This is a genomic window from Serratia sp. L9, assembly GCF_050632285.1.
Lineage (GTDB): Bacteria > Pseudomonadota > Gammaproteobacteria > Enterobacterales > Enterobacteriaceae > Chania.
Map to the genome: position 1 here is coordinate 2,538,307 of NZ_CP192591.1, position 24,302 is coordinate 2,562,608.

Annotated in this window: 16 protein-coding genes and 5 pseudogenes; 12 read left to right on the forward strand and 9 right to left on the reverse strand. The window is 50.2% G+C overall.

The window, feature by feature from the left end; translation table 11 throughout:
• The first annotated feature begins 16 nt into the window (after positions 1-16).
• On the forward strand, positions 17-1,480 hold the full coding sequence (gene guaB, locus ACQ86O_RS12025; RefSeq protein WP_431225394.1) for an IMP dehydrogenase: 1,464 nt from the start codon (positions 17-19) through the stop codon (positions 1,478-1,480).
• A 103-nt stretch (positions 1,481-1,583) separates the two neighbouring features.
• Entirely contained in the window at positions 1,584-3,161 is a 1,578-nt protein-coding gene (gene guaA / locus ACQ86O_RS12030; RefSeq protein WP_431225395.1) for a glutamine-hydrolyzing GMP synthase, read from the forward strand.
• 248 nt (positions 3,162-3,409) lie between these two features.
• On the opposite strand, the pseudogene ACQ86O_RS12035 reads toward guaA, so the two are convergent.
• Positions 3,410-3,908, reverse strand: a pseudogene (locus ACQ86O_RS12035) (hypothetical protein); the annotation flags it as partial.
• A gap of 291 nt (positions 3,909-4,199) precedes the next feature.
• Positions 4,200-5,450 carry a hypothetical protein gene (locus ACQ86O_RS12040; protein ID WP_431225396.1) on the reverse strand — a complete coding sequence of 417 codons (1,251 nt, stop codon included), beginning with the start codon at positions 5,448-5,450 and terminating at the stop codon, positions 4,200-4,202.
• Positions 5,451-5,762: 312 nt separating this feature from the next.
• Between ACQ86O_RS12040 and ACQ86O_RS12045 the strand changes: the two genes are divergently transcribed.
• From ACQ86O_RS12045 to ACQ86O_RS12060, 4 genes are all read left to right on the forward strand, one after another.
• Complete coding sequence (locus ACQ86O_RS12045; RefSeq protein ID WP_431225397.1) at positions 5,763-5,960, forward strand: hypothetical protein; 198 nt, start codon at positions 5,763-5,765, stop codon at positions 5,958-5,960.
• A 76-nt stretch (positions 5,961-6,036) separates the two neighbouring features.
• Positions 6,037-6,306: a ribbon-helix-helix domain-containing protein gene (locus ACQ86O_RS12050; RefSeq protein ID WP_431225710.1), complete on the forward strand. Its 270-nt coding sequence runs from the start codon at positions 6,037-6,039 to the stop codon at positions 6,304-6,306.
• Between the two features lie 103 nt (positions 6,307-6,409).
• The gene (locus tag ACQ86O_RS12055) at positions 6,410-6,706 is read left to right on the forward strand and encodes a type II toxin-antitoxin system RelE/ParE family toxin (protein ID WP_431225398.1); all 297 of its coding nucleotides are present in this window, start codon (positions 6,410-6,412) and stop codon (positions 6,704-6,706) included.
• Positions 6,707-6,709: 3 nt separating this feature from the next.
• Positions 6,710-7,000, forward strand: coding sequence for an addiction module antidote protein (locus tag ACQ86O_RS12060; RefSeq protein ID WP_431225399.1), 291 nt, complete (start codon positions 6,710-6,712; stop codon positions 6,998-7,000).
• Positions 7,001-7,407: 407 nt separating this feature from the next.
• Here ACQ86O_RS12060 and gabP read toward each other — a convergent pair whose 3' ends face one another.
• Positions 7,408-8,817, reverse strand: a complete 1,410-nt coding sequence (gabP, locus tag ACQ86O_RS12065) for a GABA permease (protein ID WP_431225400.1) — start codon at positions 8,815-8,817, stop codon at positions 7,408-7,410.
• Between the two features lie 412 nt (positions 8,818-9,229).
• Here gabP and ACQ86O_RS12070 point away from each other — a divergent pair, with 412 nt between their 5' ends.
• On the forward strand, positions 9,230-10,576 hold the full coding sequence (locus ACQ86O_RS12070; RefSeq protein WP_431225401.1) for an NAD(P)/FAD-dependent oxidoreductase: 1,347 nt from the start codon (positions 9,230-9,232) through the stop codon (positions 10,574-10,576).
• A gap of 19 nt (positions 10,577-10,595) precedes the next feature.
• Here ACQ86O_RS12070 and ACQ86O_RS12075 read toward each other — a convergent pair whose 3' ends face one another.
• The 6 genes and pseudogenes from ACQ86O_RS12075 to ACQ86O_RS12100 all read right to left on the reverse strand — a co-directional run bounded on the left by ACQ86O_RS12075 (position 10,596) and on the right by ACQ86O_RS12100 (position 17,488).
• Entirely contained in the window at positions 10,596-11,495 is a 900-nt protein-coding gene (locus ACQ86O_RS12075) for a LysR substrate-binding domain-containing protein (protein ID WP_431225402.1), read from the reverse strand.
• A gap of 302 nt (positions 11,496-11,797) precedes the next feature.
• A pseudogene (locus ACQ86O_RS12080) lies at positions 11,798-14,256 on the reverse strand (trimethylamine-N-oxide reductase 2).
• 76 nt (positions 14,257-14,332) lie between these two features.
• Positions 14,333-15,429 (reverse strand): annotated as a pseudogene (locus tag ACQ86O_RS12085) (NapC/NirT family cytochrome c).
• A gap of 415 nt (positions 15,430-15,844) precedes the next feature.
• A complete protein-coding gene (locus ACQ86O_RS12090; protein WP_431225403.1) occupies positions 15,845-16,318 on the reverse strand; it encodes a GNAT family N-acetyltransferase in 474 nt (157 codons plus the stop codon).
• A gap of 39 nt (positions 16,319-16,357) precedes the next feature.
• Entirely contained in the window at positions 16,358-16,828 is a 471-nt protein-coding gene (locus ACQ86O_RS12095) for an SRPBCC family protein (RefSeq protein WP_431225404.1), read from the reverse strand.
• 15 nt (positions 16,829-16,843) lie between these two features.
• A complete protein-coding gene (locus ACQ86O_RS12100) occupies positions 16,844-17,488 on the reverse strand; it encodes a LolA family protein (protein WP_431225405.1) in 645 nt (214 codons plus the stop codon).
• Positions 17,489-17,850: 362 nt separating this feature from the next.
• Here ACQ86O_RS12100 and ACQ86O_RS12105 point away from each other — a divergent pair.
• The 5 genes and pseudogenes from ACQ86O_RS12105 (at position 17,851) to ACQ86O_RS12125 (ending at position 24,302) form a co-directional block, all read left to right on the forward strand.
• A pseudogene (locus tag ACQ86O_RS12105) lies at positions 17,851-20,276 on the forward strand (glycogen/starch/alpha-glucan phosphorylase).
• 133 nt (positions 20,277-20,409) lie between these two features.
• Positions 20,410-21,620, forward strand: a pseudogene (locus ACQ86O_RS12110) (PP2C family protein-serine/threonine phosphatase).
• Entirely contained in the window at positions 21,617-21,955 is a 339-nt protein-coding gene (locus ACQ86O_RS12115; RefSeq protein ID WP_431225406.1) for an STAS domain-containing protein, read from the forward strand. The pseudogene ACQ86O_RS12110 and the gene ACQ86O_RS12115 overlap by 4 nt, the downstream one beginning before the upstream one ends.
• 31 nt (positions 21,956-21,986) lie before the next feature.
• Positions 21,987-22,340, forward strand: coding sequence for an ATP-binding protein (locus tag ACQ86O_RS12120; protein ID WP_431225407.1), 354 nt, complete (start codon positions 21,987-21,989; stop codon positions 22,338-22,340).
• Between the two features lie 204 nt (positions 22,341-22,544).
• A complete protein-coding gene (locus ACQ86O_RS12125) occupies positions 22,545-24,302 on the forward strand; it encodes an EAL domain-containing protein (RefSeq protein WP_431225408.1) in 1,758 nt (585 codons plus the stop codon).

The following is a 24,302-nucleotide window of genomic DNA, read 5'->3' on the forward strand; positions in this document are numbered from 1 at the left end:
TGGTGAGATATTGCCCATGCTACGTATCGTAAAAGAAGCTCTAACGTTTGATGACGTTCTCCTGGTTCCAGCCCACTCCACAGTTCTGCCTAATACCGCAGATCTCGGTACTCAACTGACCAAATCTATCCGTCTGAATATCCCCATGCTGTCTGCAGCCATGGATACCGTAACCGAATCCGGTCTGGCTATTGCGCTGGCGCAAGAAGGCGGCTTGGGTTTCATTCACAAAAACATGTCTATCGAGCGCCAGGCTGAAGAAGTCCGCCGCGTGAAAAAGCATGAAAGCGGCGTGGTGACAGATCCACAAACCGTGACCCCTTGCACCACGCTGGCAGAAGTGAAAGAACTGACTGCGCGTAACGGTTTTGCCGGTTACCCGGTAGTGGCCGAAAATAATGAACTGGTCGGGATCATCACTGGCCGTGACGTGCGTTTCGTGACTGACCTGAACCAGCCCGTGACGGCGGTAATGACGCCAAAAGAGCGCCTGGTAACCGTCAAGGAAGGCGAAGCGCGTGAAGTTGTGCTGCAGAAAATGCACGAAAAGCGCGTTGAGAAAGCGCTGGTGGTGGATGACAGTTTCCACCTGCTCGGCATGATCACCGTAAAAGACTTCCAGAAAGCAGAGCGTAAACCTAACGCCTGTAAAGACGAGCATGGCCGCCTGCGTGTTGGCGCAGCTGTGGGGGCGGGTGCCGGCAACGAAGAGCGTGTTGATGCGCTGGTTGCTGCTGGTGTTGACGTATTGCTTATCGACTCTTCACATGGCCATTCCGAAGGCGTGTTACAGCGTATCCGCGAAACCCGTGCCAAATACCCGGACCTGCAAATCCTTGGCGGTAACGTTGCGACCGGAGCCGGTGCCAAAGCCCTGATGGAAGCGGGTGTCAGCGCGGTGAAAGTGGGGATCGGCCCAGGTTCCATCTGCACCACACGTATCGTTACCGGCGTCGGTGTTCCTCAGATCACCGCTATCGCTGATGCGGTAGAAGCTCTGGAAGGCACCGGTATTCCAGTCATTGCCGACGGGGGTATCCGCTTCTCTGGTGACATCGCCAAAGCTATCGCCGCTGGGGCATCCTGCGTGATGGTGGGTTCAATGCTGGCCGGTACAGAAGAATCCCCGGGCGAAATCGAGCTGTATCAGGGCCGTTCATTCAAATCCTACCGTGGCATGGGGTCTCTGGGCGCGATGTCCAAAGGTTCTTCTGACCGCTACTTCCAGACCGATAACGCCGCAGATAAACTGGTGCCGGAAGGTATCGAAGGCCGCGTGGCTTACAAAGGCATGTTGAAAGCGATTGTGCACCAGCAAATGGGCGGCCTGCGCTCCTGCATGGGCCTCACCGGTTGTGCCACCATCGACGATCTGCGTACCAAGGCTGAATTTGTGCGCATCAGCGGTGCCGGTATTCAAGAAAGCCATGTGCATGACGTGACCATCACCAAAGAATCACCAAACTACCGTATGGGCTGATGTTTTGTTGCCTCTCTTTCGCGAGAGGGGCGGGATGAGAAGCAAGGCTTCTCATCCCAAATACCCTTTTGCTCTTTTTCTCTGTTGTTGGAATTTGCCTCACATGACAAAAAATATTCATAAGCACCGCATCCTCATTTTGGATTTTGGTTCGCAATATACCCAACTGATTGCCCGTCGCGTGCGTGAAATCGGCGTTTACTGTGAGCTGTGGGCCTGGGACGTCAGCGAAGAGCAGATCCGCGCATTCAATCCAAGTGGCATCATTCTCTCCGGTAGCCCGGAAAGCACCACCGAACTGAACAGCCCGCGGGCGCCAGAATATGTGTTCACCGCCGGTGTGCCAGTGCTGGGCGTTTGCTATGGCATGCAGACCATGGCGGTGCAACTGGGTGGCCATGTGCAGGGTTCGAACGAGCGTGAGTTTGGCTATGCGCAAGTGGAGATCACCCAGCAAAGCGCGTTGATCCGTGACATCGAAGACGCGCTCAGCCCGGCAGGCAAACCGGTTCTGGACGTGTGGATGAGCCACGGCGACAAAGTGACTGCTATCCCGTCTGATTTCGTGACTGTTGCCAGCACCGACACTTGTCCGTTTGCCATTATGGCCAACGAAGAAAAACGTTTCTACGGCGTGCAGTTCCACCCGGAAGTGACTCATACCCGTCAGGGCCAGCGTATGTTGGAGCGCTTCGTGCTGGACATCTGCGGCTGCGAAGCACTGTGGACACCAGCCACCATCATTGAAGACGCGGTTGCGCGTATTCGTGAGCAGGTAGGTGAAGATCAGGTGATCCTCGGCCTGTCTGGCGGCGTGGATTCCTCTGTTACTGCGATGCTATTGCACCGCGCCATTGGTAAACGTCTGACTTGCGTATTTGTGGATAACGGCCTGCTGCGTCTGAACGAAGCCGACCAGGTACTGGATATGTTCGGCGACCATTTCGGGTTGAACATCGTGCACGTCGCCGCAGAGGATCGCTTCCTGAGCGCACTGGCAGGTGTTGATGAGCCGGAAGCCAAACGTAAGATTATTGGCCGCGTGTTTGTTGAGTTGTTCGACGAAGAAGCCTGCAAGCAGAGCGAAGTGAAATGGCTGGCGCAGGGCACCATCTACCCAGACGTGATCGAGTCTGCCGCTTCAGCGACCGGTAAAGCGCATGTGATCAAGTCGCACCACAACGTGGGCGGTTTGCCGAAAGAGATGAAACTGGGTCTGGTTGAACCGCTGAAAGAGCTGTTCAAAGATGAAGTGCGCAAGATTGGTCTGGAGCTGGGCCTACCTTACGACATGCTGTATCGTCACCCGTTCCCGGGGCCAGGTCTGGGCGTGCGCGTATTGGGTGAAGTGAAGAAGGAATACTGTGACCTGCTGCGCCGTGCCGATGCGATCTTCATTGAAGAACTGCACAAAGCCGATCTGTACAACAAAGTCAGCCAGGCATTCACCGTGTTCCTGCCAGTGCGTTCAGTGGGGGTGATGGGTGATGGTCGTAAATACGATTGGGTAGTTTCACTGCGTGCGGTAGAAACTATCGACTTTATGACCGCGCATTGGGCACACCTGCCTTACGATTTCCTGGGGCGTGTCTCTAACCGTATCATTAACGAAGTCAACGGCATTTCCCGTGTCGTCTATGATATCAGCGGTAAGCCACCGGCTACGATTGAGTGGGAATAAGTTTTTAGTTTCTTCTAAAGGCCGTTAATGCTTTTAAAAGCCAGTAAAATCAAATGATTTACTGGCTTTTTTGTTTTCTGAACGCCACTGAATGCCATGCTGTCCCTTCCATTGTCAGAACAAAATTCAGCAAAAAGCTGTTGAGTGAAATCACCCCGTAACCATTGTAAAAAGATTAAGGATAACCCCGACTCCTGTCTTGCTGCCAGCGTATTACCCCCTTCAGAAAGATACTGACACCGCCTTACCCGAGTAATCAGCTCAAAGAATTCTGGTGCCTCCATCCTTGCTGCTTCGCTTGTGCCAGTACCCTCACATTCATCAAAGAGATGCCAGTAAAGCGATTTCAGGGTATCGACCACCGCCGAGAAAATCTTTACGTCAGGTTCAAGCCAATGACACACCAGAAAATACATTTTCTGTTCTGCATCATGGATGGACGCACACTGGGAAAGTTGACTCATAAATAGCTTGATCCAGACCAATGCTGCTGTTTTTAGCGGTGGCAGATCTATCCGCTGCTCTGCCATGTACCGTGACATATATAATTCAACCTCGGTCCGTTCAGGTTGATTATCAAGCCCCAGTGAAGCGAGAATGAAAAGAGTCTCCGAATCATTTCCTTCAGTGATTTGAGCTTCAGCCCATGCAACGATCAGGCAGTCCAGATCATTGTGGAGAAAGTGATATTTTCGTGAAAAAAACAAGCAGCCCGAGCAGGTCATTGAATGTGTATAGAGATGGCATCTGATATTCCCTTTCCTGTATTGTTTACATGCCCCCTGGCAGTGATAATTTCTGAGTCCATCATTAATTGAACAGTGGATCTATGTAATCGAATGAAACTCCAATTAACCTTCATTTTATCTAACCTATTGATATAAACACTATAAAGTTTAGTGGCATACCGATTTTGACCACATAAGCAGAAGTGCGAAATGTCCACCCCTGGCACTGTTCAGACTATCAGTTCAGATTTGCTTGGGCCCACCTGCCTATCATTCTCTTCTTAGATATAACTGTTCCGACCGAAAATTGTTACAACTGCAATAGTTCTGCTTCCAGACGGTTAACTATCTCAGGTAACTGAGCGCGTACGCGGTGACGTCGCGCATCCCTTGATGCACTGCGTTCTTCGGAAAAGTAGTGGTGTATATCCAGCGTGGTATTGTTTTGGTCAGGAGAAAACAGATTTATCAGGTCATCAGAATAAAACGGCATGGGGCGAGGATTGACGACGTTATAGGCAAGAGATTTCATTGGATACAGATCGATGACCTCAATAAATTTCTTGTCAAATGTAAGAAACGCCGGGAAGAGGTAACGTGCTCTTTTCGAAGGAGTGAACGTCATCACTTCCTCCATTTGTCGTATGTGCCAAAGATCCCAAGCCATATTGGCAAGTTGCACGAGTATGTCGTCTTTGTTTTTTTGTATTTTTCCAAAGAAATCGAATTTTTGGCCACGCTCAAAATAAGCTTTAGCCAATATCGTCTCTCGAACAAACAGGCTTGCCATCTCATCATCACAGAACTGTAAAAAGACAGAAAGCTTATTTTTGAGGCTGGCTCTGGGGGATTTGAGTTGTATGGCTGCCATTTTCAGCAGGAGTACATACATACTCTGATGCCTGAAAAACAATCCATCCATGACAGGTTTATCTTCACACTCCAGATACATTGTTGAAAGATGCTGTTGTGCCTTCATGGTCAATTCATGGTCAGTCAGTGTTGAGCGTACTTTGCCATGTTGTTTAAACCAGTCAATATCAATATTTCTTAATACTTCATAAGCTTTCAGCGTGCGATAGACACCATCTGCGGTTTCAGAATTCCCAAGTTTAAGATAGTTTTCAGATAGGTAAGGTAGAGGATCAATTTGCACATCATTTCGAATGAGGAATTCAAAGACTTCTGTGAGATCTTCTGGCAGGCTAGAATGTTCTTTCCCCGAGAGGTACGGTACCAAATGGCTGATTGCCTGAGTATCCAGTGAAATAGAATAATCGATAGAATAAATTGCCTTACCTGACTCCATATCCTGCCATGTTTTCGGGTCGAAAACCAAGACACGTTCAGTATTAAATAGAGAACGAATGGCTGCCCCGGCGCTAAATATTCGATTCACTGCGTAGCCTGGTGTCCCTCCTTCATTCGTACCGAATACAAATTTGTAATCTTTCAGGAAAGGTAAATATTGACGATACAGTCTATAGGCTTCTTCTGTGGTACGGCTTTTGCAGATTTCAGCAACCTTTTCAGTGATGAAGTCATTTTCATAATTACTCATTATTTCCCTTATCTGTTGTGTAAAATCCCGTCTATTACTACAGCATAAATCTTGTCGATGTAAATGATATAAGAGATCCTGATGGATTTCAGGTGATTTGTTAAATGAAACTACGGGCTGACGTATAAAGGGGGCCATGCACCCTCGTCACATATATTAAGCAAATATGAATATGGGGGGATATGTGCGCTGTTTTGCCAGCTACAGATCATACGCGACCTGTTTCGCCAGACACTGATATGCTCGACCCAGGCCAACCTCCAGCAGCACCATACCTATGATGGGCAGTGCAAGGGGGCAGGATTAAGCCATATGCACGGGTTACGGCACCACTATGCACAACAGCGGTATGAAGCCTTGAGCGGCTGGCAGGCTCCTGCTGCCGGAGGACCGAGCGCTAAGGTATTAACCCCTGAACAGCGCGTTCAAGATCGGGCCGCACGTCAGATCATTAGTCGTGAGTTAGGCCATGAGCGCATCAAGATCACGGCGGTTTATCTGGGACGATAACTTATCTGTGGTGTCGTGGACTTTGGGGTGAACCGAGAGTAGGATTAAATCCTACCGATAGAAAAGAAGGCGCATGATGCGAACCACACAACAGTTAAGTATTACGTTGCCAAATGAAATGGCTGAAGCCATCAAGGCCAAGGTGAAAACCGGCGAGTATGCGACAGAAAGCGAAGTAATCCGCGACGGCTTACGCACATTACTGGCGCGAGACAGGGCGGTCGATAACTGGCTTCATGACCAAGTGGGACAGGCTTACGACGCATTGCAGGCCGACCCATCCCGTGCCGTAATCCTTGACGCAGTGCGTGCGCGTCTTGCCGCCGAGCACGCCAAGAAAAAATGATCCATTGCCTTGACGCCCCACGACCCAGCGTTGAGGCATTACTGTAAACTCCCCAAATACAATTTTTTTGATATTTTGTAATCGTTCGATTACAATGAGTCCTATGTATACGATCAAAACCACTCACAAATTCACCGAATGGTTGTCCAGCATCAAGGACGGTATGACCAAACGCCGCCTTGCACGACGCATTGAAAAGGCTCAGTTTGGGAACCTTGGCGACTGTAAGCCTGTCGGTGAAGGAGTGTGGGAAATGCGTGAACACTTTGGTGCTGGATGGCGCATGTACTACATTCAGCGCGGAAACGTATTGATTGTGATGTTGGGCGGTGGGGATAAATCCACGCAGTCGAAAGATATCGCTGAAGCCATTGCCCTTGCTGCAACCCTTAAGGACTGAACCATGAAAATTTCCAATTTACCTGAATTTGACGTTACGGAATACCTGGACAGCCCCGAGGCACTTGCCGAATACCTGACTATTGTGATGGAAGAAAATGACCCTGCTGCATTGGCCCAGGCTCTCGGTACAATTGCCCGTGCCCGTGGCATGAGCGACATTGCCAACGCATCCGGGATTTCCCGTGAAGCGCTCTATAAAGCATTGCGCCCGGATGCTCATCCACGATTTGACACCATTAACCGTGTCTGTGCTGCTCTTGGGGTTAAGCTGGTTGCCCAGGCAACTCACTGAACTTCATTGAGTAGGGGTAAAATCGGGAAAGAATCGTTATCGCGAAGTAGTTTTTTCCTGCGACGGTAGATTTGACGGTATTAATATTTTCTAATGGTATAAACCCATTATAAATCAATGTATTAAATGCCACTTCAACAATCGAGTGGGAATAAATATTTAGATTCTTCTAAATACCGCAATGTCTTTAAAGGCCAGTTAACTCATTTGATTAACTGGCTTTTTTTCTGATAGTCATGTGTGATGAAAGTTGGCGACATTACCTTGGGTTGTCTTTATTTTATACGGAACTATCTTGCTTTATTAGCGTTGAATCCAACTTTCCCGGTATGAAAATATTTAATGTCTCTGAGCGGATTTCCGCTGACTCAACATCCGCTCAGAAGCAACCAGATATAATGATTTCCCTAATCGCTATTCGGCCGTGGTAACCAGAGGGGTTGGGGTATAGCCCTGCGGCGTTTTTGGTTGAGTAAACCCAGTGAGATGGTGAATAAGGTTAGTAGCGCGGTTGCGGATACCTCGTTACGCAGCTCGGGCAATATCACCATTGTCGTTAGCGCAGCAGTGATAAATCCAATAACCAGCCAGGTGAGTAAGGGGAACATCCACATCTTGAGCACAATTGGCGCCTTGCTTTGTTCAAGTTTATAGCGCATCCGCAACTGACAGATGGCAATGACCAGGTACACCAGCAGTGCAATAGCGCCGGTAGAAGCCAGCAGGAAACTGAAAACCGCAGAAGGGGCAAAGAAGTTGAGAGCGATGATCAATAGACCAATAAAAGTGCTGGCAATCACTGCGAAGGCGGGGACTCCCTTGCGGGTTGTTTTGCTTATAAAAGCCGGCGCATCGCCCCGTTTGCTTAGAGAGAAGATCATTCGTGAAGAAATATAGATAGAAGAGTTGAGGCAACTGGAAACGGCAACCAGTACCACCGTGTCGATCAAGAACTTGGCATGGGGAATATTGAGTATTTCGAGGACGCGCTGGTAAGAACCTTGAGTTGGCAGCAGCGGATCGTTCCAAGACACAATCGAAATAATGACGAATATAGAAGCCAGATAAAACAGGCAAATTCTCCAGATAACCGAGCGAGTAGCCTTTGCGATATTCCGGGCTGGGTCCTTCGACTCGGCGGCGGCGATCGTCACCGCTTCCGTTCCGATAAAGCTGAACATGGTGGTAAGCAGTGCGCCAATCACTGCCCCGAAGCCATTTGGCATAAAGCCGCCATTTTGTGTCATCAGCACGCTAAGTCCACTGACTTCACGGCCGGGCAGCCAGCCAAACAGAGCAACGGTACCGAGAGAAATAAACGCTAGGATCGCAATCACTTTGAGCATGGCGAACCAAAACTCAAACTCCCCGTATTTGCCAACGCTGAACAGGTTGGTAATGGTCAGTAAAGCGGTGATGCTGAAGGCGAATATCCAGATCTCAACGGACGGAAACCAGGTATTCAGCACCGCAGCCGCGGCGATAGCTTCCAGCGGGATCACCAGCACCCAGAACCACCAATACAACCAGCCAATGGTGAAACCTGCCCAGGATCCGATAGCGCGGTCTGCGTAGGTTGAGAATGAACCGGTATCCGGTGATGCCACCGCCATTTCACCGAGCATTCGCATGACCAGAATGACCAGCGCACCGGCCATAAGATACGCGAGGATCGCCGCTGGCCCGGCCGTGGCGATCGCATGGCCGGAACCGATGAAAAGGCCCGCGCCAATGATACCGGCGATGGACAGCATGGTGATATGCCGTTGTTTGAAGCCGTGCGCAAGCGCACCTTGCTCTGACACTGAATAGGACATGGGTTACGCACCTTTATTTATTTTTGGATCACAGGTTTCAGGAGATGCTTGACCAGAAGTCGCTCTGGTTGTTGTCGGTTTCTTCTATTTTCCTGCGTACCTCTTGTGCCCACAGGTCATGGAAGAACGGGGTCAGGAAAAACTATCGGGGATTGCCGGGGAGAGAACAAAGGATAAGATGGCATCCAAAAATTCCCAGGTGGAATACCTCTGCTGAAGCACGTACTTCAACTGACGGAAATTAACGCTTGAAACCCTATTTGCAGCAGCCGCGCCTTTCACTTGGTCTTTATAAACATGAACCACAGGAATAGTTGGATGCCGATTATTCGTTAGGTCTTGCCTGGTGATTAATAGAAGCTTTTCATTACTTTGTGGAATTGTCAGTTATGCAAATTGTGGAGAGCAAGTGATGCAAAAAATCAAAAAATTCCCAATCGTTGATGGAAACCTGGGCTGGTACGAGATCTCGCCATCGTTCGCCAAGGTGCTAGGCCAGCGGATTAAAGGAGAGCAAAAATTCGATTTTGCCATTATTGGTGCCGGGTACAGCGGGGTCGCGGTAGCGCAGCGCCTGGCAGAGCTAAATCCCGATGCCAGTATCGCGCTGATTGATGCACTCGCCGTGGGCCAGGGAACGTCAGGTCGCAATGCTGGTTTTGTCATTGATGTGCCCCATAACCTTGATGCTGCTAAATCCAACGTCGAACACGATAGGAAGTTGTTCAATCTGAATAACTTCGCCATTCAAAGGTTACGTGACTTCAAGGACAAATATTCCATCGAGTGCGCCTGGCAAAAGGCGGGTAAATATATGTCTGCTCATGAAGAAAGCAATCTGGTTGGTTTGAGCCACTTTGTTGAAACGCTCAAAGCGGGTCGTTTCGACTATGAAATCGTCGAGGGGGAGGCGTTGAAAAAGCGGTTGGGAACCGACTATTACCGCTCGGCTGTTTATACTCCCGGTAACGTTTTGATTAACCCGTCTTCCCTTATCAGGGGGCTGGCAGAGTCACTGCCGCCGTCAGTAAAACTGTTTGAGAATAGCCCGGTCCTGAGCTGTGAATATGGCCCGCCGCATAAGTTGAATTTTCTTGGGGGAAGGGTTTCGGCGCAAACCGTTGTGCAAGCCACCAGTTCTTTTAATGAGGAATTCGGCCACCTTAAAAACCGGCTTGCTCCCATTTTCACCTATGCGAGTCTCACGGAACCCCTGACACAAAACGAGTTGAACCGGTATTTCAAAGGGGTTAGCCCTTGGGGAACGACGTCCGCACACCCAGCGGGTACAACCGTGCGCTTCACGCCAGAAGGCCGCATATTTGTTCGCAATACGCTGCACTATCAGGGGAGTTTGCACAGTAATGCTGAAGGGTTGGAACAGGCTTGGCAGCAGCATCGGCGTTCCTTTCAGGCCCGTTTCCCCTTCTTGGCGAATAAGGTTTTCGAATTTACCTGGGGCGGGATGTTGTGCATGACGCTGAATCACCAATCGGTGTTCAAGCAGCCCGCCGCGGGTGTTTACACCCTGGTCGGATGCAACGGAGTTGGCGTAGCCAAGGGCACCTACCTGGGTTATTACCTGGCTGAGCATATCTGTGGGCTTACCAGTGATAACCTGAGCTTTATTCTTGAGAACAGCCACCCAAGCTGGGTACCGCCAGATCCATTGAAAGGGCTGGGTGCCCGCTTGCGGCTCAGACAGGAATCCAGCAACGCAGGGGGATATCTGAACCGTCCCATGCTGGTGGGTGATTAGTGGTTGATGGGGATGACCACTAATCAACGGCCGATTGATGTAACCATTCTTTAAAGATCAAACAGGCACTGGAAAGTTTGGCTTTGTTGGCATGAACCAGGTAATCCGACAGGCCTGTCTGCAATTCAAAGTCCGGTATTTGGCGTACCAATCCTTTTTCGATCATTTTTCTGGCCATAAATTCCCAGCCCAAAGCCACCCCTAAACCCTGCTCTGCAGCATTAAGCGCGAGCGTTACCTGATTGTAGGTTATAACCTTTCCTGAGGGCTTGAAGTCCTTACCGAAGCGGGCTGTCCAGTCATTCCAGTTCATGCAGTTCCAGCCTTCGGTATCGAGTTGAATAAGAGGGAGCTTCAGCAGATCCTCAATGGACTCAACGTTATCCGTGGGATAGTCCGCCCTGCAGATTGGGTAGATCACTTCATCAAAAAGCTTGATACCGGAAAGCCCTGACCATTCGCCATTGCCATACAGGATTCCGAAATCATATTTCATGCACAATGAGGGAGACAACTGGTTGGTGGCTACCACGTTTACCGTGATCTCAGGGAATCTCAGTTGGAAGTGAGCAAGTTTTGGGAACAGGTAATAGTGCGCAACGGCATGGGTGCAAACAATGCTGATGGTATTCTGCTCATACCATTTTCTGACGCGTTGAACGGTTTCCCGAAAGGACTCGAGCACGGGTTGAACGCCTTCATAGAGCTCTCTGCCAGGTTCTGTCAGTAGCAGACCCCGATGTTTACGCTCAAAAAGCGCAAAGCCCAGGTTGTCTTCCAGTTTTTTAATCTGTTTGCTGACGGCGCTTTGGGTCAGAAATAATTCCTCAGCGGCCAGGGTAAAACTGCCAATCCTTGCCACCGCCTCGAAGAAAACCAGCGGCCCCACGGGAGGAAGAGATTTCGAATTCCTTTCCATAGCGACTTTCCTTATCCCTGGGACAATTCATTCTCGTCAGAGAGTGTTTTGATTTCCTCGATACTTTCCTTATTTTGCTGCAGTCACTCTCGTGACTATTCTGTCGAGGACCGATGCGTGTGGCCAAATCAATCATAAAATCACCAGGGAGAAACTTCTATACCTGAACGGCTAAGGATGAGGATGAATGTCCACGTCCCTGGTTGTTTTTCTCTCCGGGTGGCACACACAGGGTCATAAAATTGCACTCTGCAACCCCAGTAAAACGCTGGCCAGCAATAGGCTGGCCAGCGTTGGGTTACTTATGCCGTCACGCTCTCTCCTTTAGGGGGATCGAACGCCGTGAGTTTCAGCTCTGGCCCGGTGTATTTTTCAATATAAACCAGCGCCGTATTGCCGGAACATCCATTCGCCAGTTGAGATGTCGGGATATCGCTGGTTAATACGTTAGCCCCACCATTTTTACAAATGCCCCCGGCTGCCGGGTCCAGATCCGGCCATGCGCCTTCGTGAATGCAAACGATACCTGGTTTGATGCCGTCAGTGACCAATGCCCCCACCAGCACCTGCCCACGATCGTTATAAGCTCTTACCAGATCGCCGTTAGCGATATTTCTCGCTTTGGCATCGTCGGGATGGATAGTGATCGGTTCACGGTCGGCAATGGCATAGAGTTTACGCAGGCCAGCGTAGTTAAGCTGGCTGTGCAGGCGGTGGGCTGGATGAGCGGTCAACAACTGGAGTTGTCCTTCTTTCGCTGAGCCTTTCCACTCGTCCGGTGCCAGCCAGGTAGCGTGAGGAGGGCAATCTTTATAGCCAAAGCCTTCAATGGTTTTAGAGTAGATCTCTATTTTTCCACTTGGCGTCCCCAGCGGGTTCATCACCGGATCGCTGCGGAATTCCGCATAGCGAACATACTTGTCGTTCTTTTCGTTGTTGCGCATTTCTATCAGTTTATTGGCCTGCCAGAATTGGTTGAACTGAGGCATGTTAACGCGCTGGGCGCGCGCCCCTTTTGGGCCGCATCATAGAACTCACGCAACCAGTCCATCTCCTCTTTGCCTTCGGTATAGACCTTACGGCCACCAGGTTTCAGCAGCTCAGACATGTCGGCAAACACATCAAAGTCGTTGCGGGACTCGAACTGAGGTGGCACCACCTGTTTCATCGGCACCAGATGCTGGTTGCTGTAGTCGCCGGTCATGGTGAGGTCATTGCGCTCGAAAGAGGTGGTGATTGGCAAGACGATATCGGCATGTTTAGCTGCCGCGGTCCAATAGCACTCGGAAACCACCACCATTTCAGGCTTTTGCCACGCCTTGATCAGGCGGTTGGTATCCTGATGATGAGTGAAGTTGGCACCGCCAGCCCACCAGATCATCTTGATGTTCGGATAGGTTAACTCATGGCCGTTATGCTGGTATTTGGAGTCAGGTTTTTCCAGGGCCTCCACAATTCTTGCTAATGGGAAACTGTTAACCGCGTCTGAGACGGCCCAGTCATTACCTGAAGATGAGGCACCGGCGACGGAGGCCGAGATTGCCGATAGAATGCCACCGCTGCGGGTTGGGTTACCGCCGTTGGAGTAATGGTAGGAGAAACCAAAACCACCGCCTTCGGTGCCGATCTGGCCCAACATGGCGGCCAGCGTTACCATCATCCAGTGTTTTTGCTCACCGTATTGCTGGCGTTGCATGCCCCAGCCACCCATCAGCATGGTTTTATTTTTACTGAAGATCTCCGCCAACAACTCGATTTGCTTCGCCGGTACGCCACAGATAGCCTCAGCCCAGGCTGCCGTTTTGGGGGTGTTGTCAGTTTTACCCAACAGATATTCTTCAAATTTATCGTAGCCGGTGGTGTATTTTTCCAGGAATGCTTTGTCATGCAGGGCGTTGCTGACCAGGGTGTGGGCAATACCGAGCATCATTGCCACATCGGTGCCCATATTCGGTGCCAGCCACTGGGCTTTGTCACCAAAGAATTCAATGGTTTCTGAACACATCGGGTCAATGGCGATTACCGTTTTGCCGGAGGCTTTCAGCTTGTTAAAGAATTCAAGGCCTTGCTCATCGGTGCTGCTCCAGGCAATTTTCAGCGTGTTCAGCGGGTTCACACCCCATAGTACCACCACCTGTGAATGCTCCATGATCATCGGATAGGTGGTTTGCTGTTCGTAAACTTCAACAGAGCCTACAACGTGGGGCATGATCACCTGAGCGGCGCCGGTGGAATAATCACCCAAATGCCCGGAGTAGCCGCCAGCCAGGCTCATATAACGCTGCAGCAAGGTTTGAGCTTTATGCAACACACCGCTTGAACGCCAGCCGTAAGAACCGGCAAATACCGAAGCGGGCCCATACTCTTTGCGAATGCGCATATGCTGTTCATGAATCAGCTTATAGGCCTCATCCCAGGATACGCGTACAAACTCATCGTCACCGCGTTTACCATCGGCTTTGCCCGGTGCGGTCAAAAAGCTTTTACGCACCATTGGGTATTTCACCCTGGCATGGGTATAAAGCTGGTCAGGAGCCGTTTCCTGCAGGCTATTGGGGATGGTTTTGGCCAAAGCGCCTTTAGATGAAACCACTTTCCCATCTTTAACTTCAACGTTCATCGCCCCCCAACGACCGGCGGTCAGAATAATGCCATTTTGGCTATCAGCCGCCCAGGCGGGAAGTGGTACGGCCGATGTGATAGCCAAGGCCCCTGCGGTTGCCCCGGTGTTTTTGAGAAAACCTCTGCGAGTCATATTCATATAACGTCCTCTTATTATTAGTGACTGTTTATACCCGTTGCTTTTCAAGCTGCGGCGTTGTTGGCTGCAACTCCAATCACTTGGGGTTTATGTCTTTAGCGTTGTATTGGAAATACTTGGTTAAAATGTCCAGATCTTCAGGCGAGATATCCGTTCTGGCCCCCATGCCTTTAGCGACAGCAGGCCAGGCATTGACGGTGTAGTGTTTAGAAGAGATTTTGGCGTGGCAGCCGGAGCAATAGACGTTATCCAGGTTTTCTGCATAGGCCCACAGCGGTGCCGTCTCGGCCAGCACAGGCTGGTTGATAGTGGCCGTGAGCGAAACGGGTCGCCACTCGTTGTCGTAATGGTCTTTGATAAAGTCGCCGTCAACCTGCAAGGCTTTTATCCCTTCGTCCGTCAGGCTGGCCAGGATCAGGCGTTGGCCAGCAGCCAGATAAATCACCTGCTCGGCGCCTTTCATCTGCGAGCCGGTGATCTTGATTTCCCTTTGCGTATCGGTGGCGTTGGTCACTGTCAGTTGGGTGCCTGGGTAAGCGGTACCTAAATTACCCAATGCCACCGGTTGAGCCGGGAAGACGGTTTTGGCGTTGGCTGGCGTCTGCCTGGCAATATCCAAAAGCTCGCCAGCCGCTTTATCATCCATTTTTATTTCTGGTGGGAAATGCGCGATGCCCTTGTGGCAATCAATACAGGTCTGTTGCTCTTTGATAGCCAGATTATGCATCTTTTGCGCTTCTGGACTTTGAGACTGCAGATCCATGGCATCAAACTGATGGCAGGAGCGGCAGGCCGCAGAGTCATTTGCCCGCATCTGTTGCCAGACGGTCTGGGCCATTTCCAGCCGATGCTGTTCATACTTTTCTGGCGAATCAATCTTCCCGGTGACGAAATGATGGTAAACGTCTTTGGAGGCCTTAACTTTGGCAAGCAGAAAATCGAGGGGGCCGGGGGAATATGGCAGTCGGAGCATTCAGCCCTGATCCCTTTTTGATTAGTAAAATGAACCGAACTGGCATATTCATCGTACGGGGTCTGCATCGAGTGGCATGACAGGCAAAACTGGGTGTCGGAGGTTTTGTGTAGAACATAGACACCGCCGCTCAAACCAATGGCCGCCAGGATCATGCCAATCAATACCAACAGGAATACGCTCGTTTTTTTTATTTTCATTGTATAACAGCCTTTTGTACTGAAAGATGCGCTTTAAATAATGTAGGAAAACGAAGATATTAAAATTAAATCGATTGATGTACGATTGAAAAATAAACCTATGGCTATTGTTTATCTATCGAATAAATCACAATTCCATATGTTTTTTTAAATTTAGGATATTGTTTTTCATTAAAAATAACTATAACTATCATGATGATATTTTAATTTAATTTTTCATTTACATATTTATAAATCACTAACTCAAAAGTGTTAACAAAATAGTATTTCATTTTTTTGTTGGCGGGGTAATAAATTTTTTGGCTGGGTTAAGCTACGCTTATTAATGATGCGCGTATCTGATCATTCCAGGGTTCACATTTCCGTCATGTCATTTCCTTTTATTAATAAAGAGAGGTTAAGTATCGAAAGAATATTATCGGAATGCTCTTGTGCGGCCACCCGCCTCTGTGGCCATCAGATCACTTTTTCTGGGGGAGTGCAGCAGGTAATATTCCTCGCTACCGTCACAACCGGTAGCAATGCTCCTCCAGCCGTGCTTGTGATAAAACGCCAATGCCTTTTCGTTTTTCACCAGGCACTTTAAGGAGCCGGTTGAAGTAAAGGTCCGTTCTGCCGCGAGCAGCAAAGCGCTGCCCACGCCCAGCGGTGGCAGGTGGGGATCAACGTACAGATGATGGATAAAGTTTTCGGCACGGTAAATAGAGACAAATCCAAGCAGCTTGCCGCCTTGCTCCGCTACCAGTACGTTTTCGCCCAGGGTAGAGCGGTCAAAATCCTCCAACTGATAGTTTGAGCTATCGTGCCAGGTGAAGGCGACTTTGCGGGCAGCGAGATACAAGGTGCGCAGGAGCGGGCGATCGGCTTCCCGGTAAGGCCTTATTTGCATGGCGACTCCTGACTGTTTTCTCCCACTATGCGTTAGCCATTAGCCTATTTCAACGCTGGTGCCCAATTTATGGGCCAGTCCTTTGGCTCCTTCATACATCACCCTACGATGATTCCAGCGAAACAGCGGTGCCGCCAACGGTGCCAGCCAGTTCATCCACAATGTGTTGGTGCGCACATGCCAGATATAACGGGCGAGAGTATAGGTTCCGTCATCAACCAGCAGCCATTGCCCGCGCCCCTCCACTTCACCGCTGGCGTGCCCTTCAAGTAGCTGTAAAGGAATGATGTTTACTATATGGATATCAAAGGTTATCCGATAAGGGAGAGCGCCTTTCCAGGTATAGCGGTGTAAAGCACCAATCCCCAGCTCATCGCCTTTTACCAACTCGGCAACCTGCAGCACGTTTTTCCACCAGTCTGGCCAGCCATCAGGATGGTAAAGGACATCCCATACCTCTTGCCGTGGGGCCTTGATACGCCAGATTGTGGATAAATAATATTCAGCCATCGCGTCAGGCTCCAGTTAAGGGGTGAAAAAATCAGAGGGGAATTGCACATTGAACACCAGCGCATCCATAACCACGCTTTCCAGGAGCTTATCGTCCACCGCATAGCTGATCACTTTGACCGGGAAGCCGGGGCTACCCGCTAACCAGATATCATATCTGTGCACATTACCGATCGTCGCAGCGTTTGCGCCGACAACGGAGACATGTAAAACCTTCTGTCCTGCCAGGGTTTCCTCACCGATCACGTCAGTTTTCCCTGCTTGCTGCAGGTGGCGAATATTACGCAACAAAAAGCCAATGTCAGATTGATCGACCCGGTGGCCATTCGGGTCCTGGACCAACGAGTTGGTGGGCAAAAGGCTCACTACCGGCAGCCTGCCGATACCGAATGGCCATACGCGCACCTTTCCCTTATCGGGATTATAGATGAGCACCGCGCCAGGGTGAGGTTCGGTAAAATCCATGCGCACCAGCCCTGGCTTGCGGTAGCTGTACCGCATCAGGGTGCTATCTCCTTGAGCCGACTGGGAACGGAGCCGGACCTGGTACGACACCATCTGTTCAAAGCGTTGCTGAGCCTGAATTATCGGGTCAGTCAGGTCCGCATCGGGTAGCGAAGGGGCTGGGTTAGCGGCCTGTGCCGAGAGGGAAGAGAGCAAAACCGCCGCCAGTAGCCATTTGGAGCAGGTTAAGTGGTTGATAATTTTCTCCTGCGCACGGTTAGCCGCTGACCAAGAATGTTCTCAATATTAAATATAGGTCTGATTTTATACATTAATTAAGTCTATTTATTGTTGATCAGATTAATGGGGGGAATTAAAACGGACAACTGGCGCAGATAAAGGAGGGGAGCCATTATAGACGGTTGAATTCTTTAAATTTGGTGCTTTGCAATTTCGCTCCGGATAACCAAAAGCCGTCTACACTTGACTGAGAACTTTGGCCGCTATTCGTCCTTTGGTATCGGAGATAGCCACTCAGGTATACGGATAATTTAGGGATCCAAATGAATACAAAGCAGATGCGTATTGAAATGCCCGGCGTTGAAGAAATAAAGAATAGTTTAATCAGTAAGTTGAGGTACGTTTTGTGCCTGGAACCCAAAGATGCTACTCATGCGGATATATTCAATGCTTTGGCCTTAACCCTGCGGGATTACCAACTAGACGGCTTCTTCGAGACAAAGCGCAGCCAGCAGCAAGCAAAGCAGAAGCGGCTCTACTATTTGTCCATGGAGTTTTTACTGGGCCAGTCGCTGCGTAATAACTTGATGAATGTCGGGTTATTGCCCACAGCCAAACAGGCGGTCAGTGAGTTGGGTTTTGATTTTGAAGATATTACGGCCCAAGAGCCTGATGCCGCCTTGGGTAATGGCGGCTTAGGCCGCCTGGCTGCCTGTTTTATTGATTCGATGGCCACGTTGGATATTGCGGCTTCCGGGCACGGCATCAAATATGAGTATGGTCTGTTCAAACAATCCATACAGAATGGCAAGCAGGTCGAACAACCGGATGATTGGCATTCCACGCACTCCCCTGGCTGATTGAGCACCACTCGCAGTTGATGCTGATCCCTATCGGGGGCCACATTGAAGAGAGTGAAGATCTCGACGGCAATTACAACCCTATGTGGATGGATTGGAAGGTGATTGTCGGCGTGCCGCACGATTACTTCGTGACCGGTTATGGCGGAAAGACGGTAAACAAGCTGCGGTTATACAGCGCCAGCGCGTCAGATTCATTTGACGTGCATATATTTAATCGTGGTGACTATCTGCGGGCCGTCAGTCAGAAAATCGCATCGGAGAATATCTCGAAAATACTTTATCCGGCAGATGAAATTCAATCGGGTAAAGAATTACGCCTGACACAAGAGTATTTCCTGGTTGCCTGTACTTTACGCGATATTTTCCAGGAATATGCCCAGCGCTCGGACGATATCACCGCATTGCCCGATGCGCTTGCCATCCAGCTAAATGATACCCACCCGGCGTTGACCATCGTCGAGATGATGCGCACGCTGGTGGATGAACACCGCCTGGATTGGGCTTTAGCCTGGAGCATTACGCAGAAAACCTGTGCGTTTACCAACCATACCCTGATGCCTGAGGCGCTGGAAACCTGGCCTGTGGCATTGTTCGAGAAGTTGTTGCCGCGCCATCTGCAGATTATTTACGAAATCAACCATCGCTTCCTTAGCGAGGTGGCAGAGAAGTGGCCTGATAAACCCGAGTTGCTGGCTTCGTTGTCCCTGTTTGAAGAGGGGCAGGAGAAGAAAATCCGCATGGCCAATCTGGCCATCGTCGGCAGCCACAAGGTGAACGGCGTGGCTAAATTGCACTCCGAGCTGATAAAACAGGATCTGGTGCCCAACTTTTACTTAATCTCACCGGAAAAATTTACCAATCAGACCAACGGCGTGACGCCAAGGCGCTGGATCCAGCAAGCCAACCCCAATCTGGCGGCATTTTTGACCCGGCAATTGGGCCCTGGCTGGGTGACCGACCTTGATAAATTGCAGCGGTTGAAAAAGCTGGCCAAAGACAGCGGAGCGCTGGAGGAGATCCAGAGCATCAAGCTGCATAACAAACAGGCTCTTTGTCAGCTTATTGCTGCGCAGCAAGGGATAAAAATCGATCCGATAGCCCTGTTTGACAGCCAGGTGAAGCGTATTCATGAATATAAAAGGCAACTGCTGAATATTCTGCACGTAATACATCTGTATCTGGGGATCGTCGAGTCGGGTAATACTCTGCCACAACCGAAGGTGCATTTATTCTCTGGCAAAGCTGCGCCCGGTTATGCCATGGCTAAATTGATCATTCAACTAATTAACGAAGTGGCTAGAACGGTAAATAACGACTCGCGCGCCAAGGGGCAACTTAATGTCCTGTTCCTGGAGGATTATAAGGTTTCACTGGCCGAGCATATCATTCCCGCTACCGATCTTTCTGAGCAGATCTCGACCGCAGGCACCGAAGCTTCGGGGACCAGTAACATGAAGTTCGCCATGAACGGAGCCTTGACTATCGGCACGATGGATGGCGCCAATATTGAGATCCGTGATGCGGTGGGTGCCGATAATTTTTACCTGTTTGGCGCCACTACAGCCGAGATCAATACCCAGCGGCAGGCGGGTTCTCATAACCAGGTTTACGCTAGCGATCCCGTTATCAGAGCCGCGGTCGATGCCTTGGTCTCTGGCCGGTTCAATCTGGATAAGTCTCTTTTCCAGCCGATTTATCGCATGTTGACAGAAGGCGATCACTATTGCCATTTGCTGGATTTTGACAGTTATCGCCTTGCCCAGCAGCAGGCGCTGAACGATTTTTCCCAACCTCAGCAATGGCATCAACGTGCGCTGTTGAACATTGCCGGTATGGGGGAGTTTTCCAGCGATCGCACCATCAGGGGCTACGCCAGCGAAATCTGGGGGATCCCTTGCTGAAAACCAAAGCAGAAAAGCGCCTTTTCAAGGCAAAGGATCGTCAAGTATGGAACCGTTAACGGCGGGTCATCTTGCCGGCACATTGCAGGTGACCGTGCTGATAGTTGATGACTCAAAGAGTTATCGGCATCTGATGGCGGCAGCGTTGAGCAAATGGGGGTTCAGCGTCTGTGAGGCCGAAGATGGTCAGCAGGCGTTACAAAAACTGGCTCAACAGCCGATCCATATCGTCATCAGCGACTGGGAAATGCCGGTGATGGACGGTGTGGCGCTGTGCCAGGCTATCCGTAGTAGAGACTTTGGTCATTATGTCTATCTCATTTTGCTGACAGCCCGGCAGTCGATTGAAGATTTACTGACCGGCATGGAGTCCGGAGCGGATGATTTTTTGTCAAAACCGGTCAATCAAAGCCAGCTCCGCGCTCGCCTGCACGCGGCAGAGCGTGTGCTGTTACTTGAAAGTACCTTGGCCGCACGTAATGAAAAGCTCTCTTATGCCTATCGTCAAATAGAGTCCGACCTGCAGGCGGCGGCCAAGTTGCAACACAGCTTTTTACCGGCGCACAATCTGTTGTTGGCGGGGTACGAATTTGACTGGATGTTTTTACCCTCGGCCTATGTTTCGGGGGATTTATTGAATTGCTTTCCGCTAGGGGAGCAACATATCGCTTTCTTCAGCGTCGATGTTGCCGGGCATGGCGTGGGTGCGGCCATGCTCTCTCTGGCGGTTTCACGCGAGTTTTTGGCGGGCCGGATCAGTAGCCATTTGTTGCTGGATCAAACGGCTGGGGGCAACGCGGTTCCGGCAGCGCCGCATCGGGTGGTTGAGCAGTTGAATCAACGCTTTTGCCTGGATAATGACCAGATCTCCAGTTATTACACGCTGATTTATGGCGTGATAGATACTACCAACGGCCACGGAACGCTCTGTCAGGCCGGGCACCCGACGCCGTTTATTATCCGCGCCGGGGGGCGTTATCGCCCGTTGGTGAAGGGGGCATGCCGGTAGGATTGTTTGCCAGTGCCGAATATGAGGACAGCCACTTTGTTCTGGATAAGGGGGACCGGCTTTATCTCTACAGCGATGGGATCATTGAATGCGAAAACCCCCTTCAGGAACTGTATGGCGAGCAGCGATTACAGCGATTGCTGAGTGAAAACCGGGGCCTGATAAAAAACCAGGTGTTTGCGGAAGTGGAAAAGGTGCTGAATGCCTGGTGCGGCAATGCAACAGAACATCTTTTGGAATCGGGGGCAAAATCGTCCCTGCCTTTTACTGATGATATTTCGCTGATGGCGATTGAGCGTGTCGGCGATGACACCGTGAAGAAGGAGTTGTTATGAACTTTGAGATCCATTCTGAGAACGGCGTAGAAATTATAGCGCCCCTGGTACGCCGCCTGGATGCATCAGTGGCCGCCGTTTTCAAGCAAGAAATCTTGTCTTTTATTCAACAGGGAAAAAACAACATTCTTCTGGATTTCCGCCATATTGATTTTATCGACAGCAGTTGCCTTGGCGCGCTGGTCTCGATACTCAAAACCCTCAGTGGCCGTGGCGATCTCGCCCTTTGCGCCTTGAACAGTAATATCCAGAATATGTTCAAGCTGACACGTATGGACCGTATTTTTACCATCGGCAGCGATCGTGAAGCGGCACTGAAAATCATGAGTCGTTGAACATAGCTATGCTGTGTTGAGGAGAAGCCGTATGGCAAATACCAACACTACACTGTGCTTACCGGCTTCACTGAGCGGTCTCGCGCAGTTGAGCAACCAGTTGCATGACTTTGTTGCTCCATTGTCGCTGGATCCGGCAGTGGTTTATCAGGTTGACCTGGCCTCAACGGAGGCCTTTACCAATATTGTCAGGCATGCGGTGAATTTTGATGACAGCCAGACAGTGATCATTACCTTGGCCAATGACGGCCATCACCTGATCCTGACGCTTTCAGACTCGGGCCGGGCGATCCCGGATGACATATTACGGCAATGGGGGAACCCTGCGGTTTTTTCTGCGGATCCGCAGAGCCCATCCAGTTGGCAGGAAGGGGGATGGGGCTGAAATTGATCCAATCCGTTATGGATGAGGTACGTTATGAAACCGGGAATGGGCGTAATCTGCTGACGTTGACCAAGAACTTACGCAGTGAACCTGCCTGAGGCTCACTCGCTAGGCGGCCAGTTGTTTTGCTGTACCGATAATTATCAATAAATAAAAAGAAAGTTGCGTATGTTCGCGATGATCTGCTGGTAAGGGGCCGTAGCAATGTTGAGACAACTAAGCCAAGACGAAGTAGAACGGCTGGCGTCGCTGGATGCGCTTGAAGCGTTAAGTGGAACTCATGATGAAGCGTTCCACAATATTCTTGATATAACCTGCATGTTACTTAATCTTCCCGGCTGTTTTATCTATCTTTTTGGTTCCAAAAGGATCTGGATAAAAGCCAGTAAAAACACCACGCTTGAGGCGATAAACCCCCAAAGCTCGTTATTCAACTTTGTCCGTCACCACAATGATGCCCTGATTTGCGAGGACGCCAGGCTGGATGAGCGTTTTGCTGCCGACCCGATGGTTAACGCAGGCGTGGGGATCCGCCAGTTTGTTGCCACGCCGTTGCGTACCCGCGAAGGCTATGTCATTGGTGCCCTGAGCGTTATTAGCAGTGCCCCTGGCGCCTTCCCCAGTTTGAAGGTGCAGCTACTGGGCAATATGGCAACGATAGTGAGCGAACTGATCGAAGCCCAAAGTGAGATTGGGCTGGTCGATGCGGTGACACGTTTCCCGAACCGGCAAAGGTTGATGGGGGATATCAAGTTACTGTCACCCGAAAACGGTGAGTTTGTCCTGCTGCTGATCGACACCATTGACATCAAATACGCCTACGAAATGGCCCATTCATTTGGCATGGCGGCGGTGGAGCGCGTTTTGGTCGACATTGGTCACTTCCTGACGACCACATTTATGAAAGAACAGATGATCTATTCGATCTCCCTGGGGCGTTTTGCCGCTATCTTGAGCGAGGAAAAATGGCAGCATTTCCGGCTGCAGATAGCGGTCTATGCCGAAAAAATACAGCGTGAAGTGCGCAGCATTGTGCCACTGAAACTGGAGTTCCATGCGGGTTATGTCAGTTTCTCTGTGCCCAACGTCAACCCTCCTGAGCTGCTGCGCATGGCCACCAGCGCATTGGAGGACTCCACCGATGAACGCATTTTCATTTCTGGTTACAGCGAGACCAAAGATGCGGTGCGCAAGTTCAAGTTTACGATACTCAACGATCTTGCCGAAAGCCTGAATCGGCAGAATGGGCTATACCTGTTGTTCCAGCCAAAAGTCGATCTTTCAACGGGCGCCATTGTGGGGGCGGAAGCCCTGTTGCGCTGGCAACATTCGACCTTTGGCGAGATCCTGCCAGATGCTTTTATCCCAATGGCAGAAAGTACTTCGTTAATAAAACCCCTGACAGAGTTTGTTATTTCCCGCGTGGTGGAACAGGTTTATCAATTGCGCCAGGTTGGGGTTGAGATCCCGATATCCATTAATATCAGTGCCAACAATTTTGCCGAAAGAGGCTTTGCCGATAAGCTTGACCGGCTGGTTTTAGCTGCTGGTCTGATGCCGAAAGATATAGAAATCGAATGTCTGGAGACACAGCGCATCCTTGAAAGCCGGGACGCCCTGGCCTGTGTTAAACAGCTTAGCCATAAGGGTTACGCCATCGCACTGGATGATTTTGGCACGGGCTACAGTAATTTGAATTATTTACGGAAGATACCTGCGGACCTTATCAAGATCGATCGCTCGTTAATCGAGGATCTGAAATCAGACAATGAAAGCCGCATTATCGTGGAAAACATCATTAGCTTGCTGCATAAGCTCGATTATGTGGTGTTGGCGGAAGGGGTGGAAGACCAGGAAACCATTGATTACCTCAAAAAATACCATTGCGATATTGTTCAGGGGTATTTCTTTTATCCGCCAATGACGCTAGAAAGGCTAGGCCAACTGGTTGTCGTGCAGTAG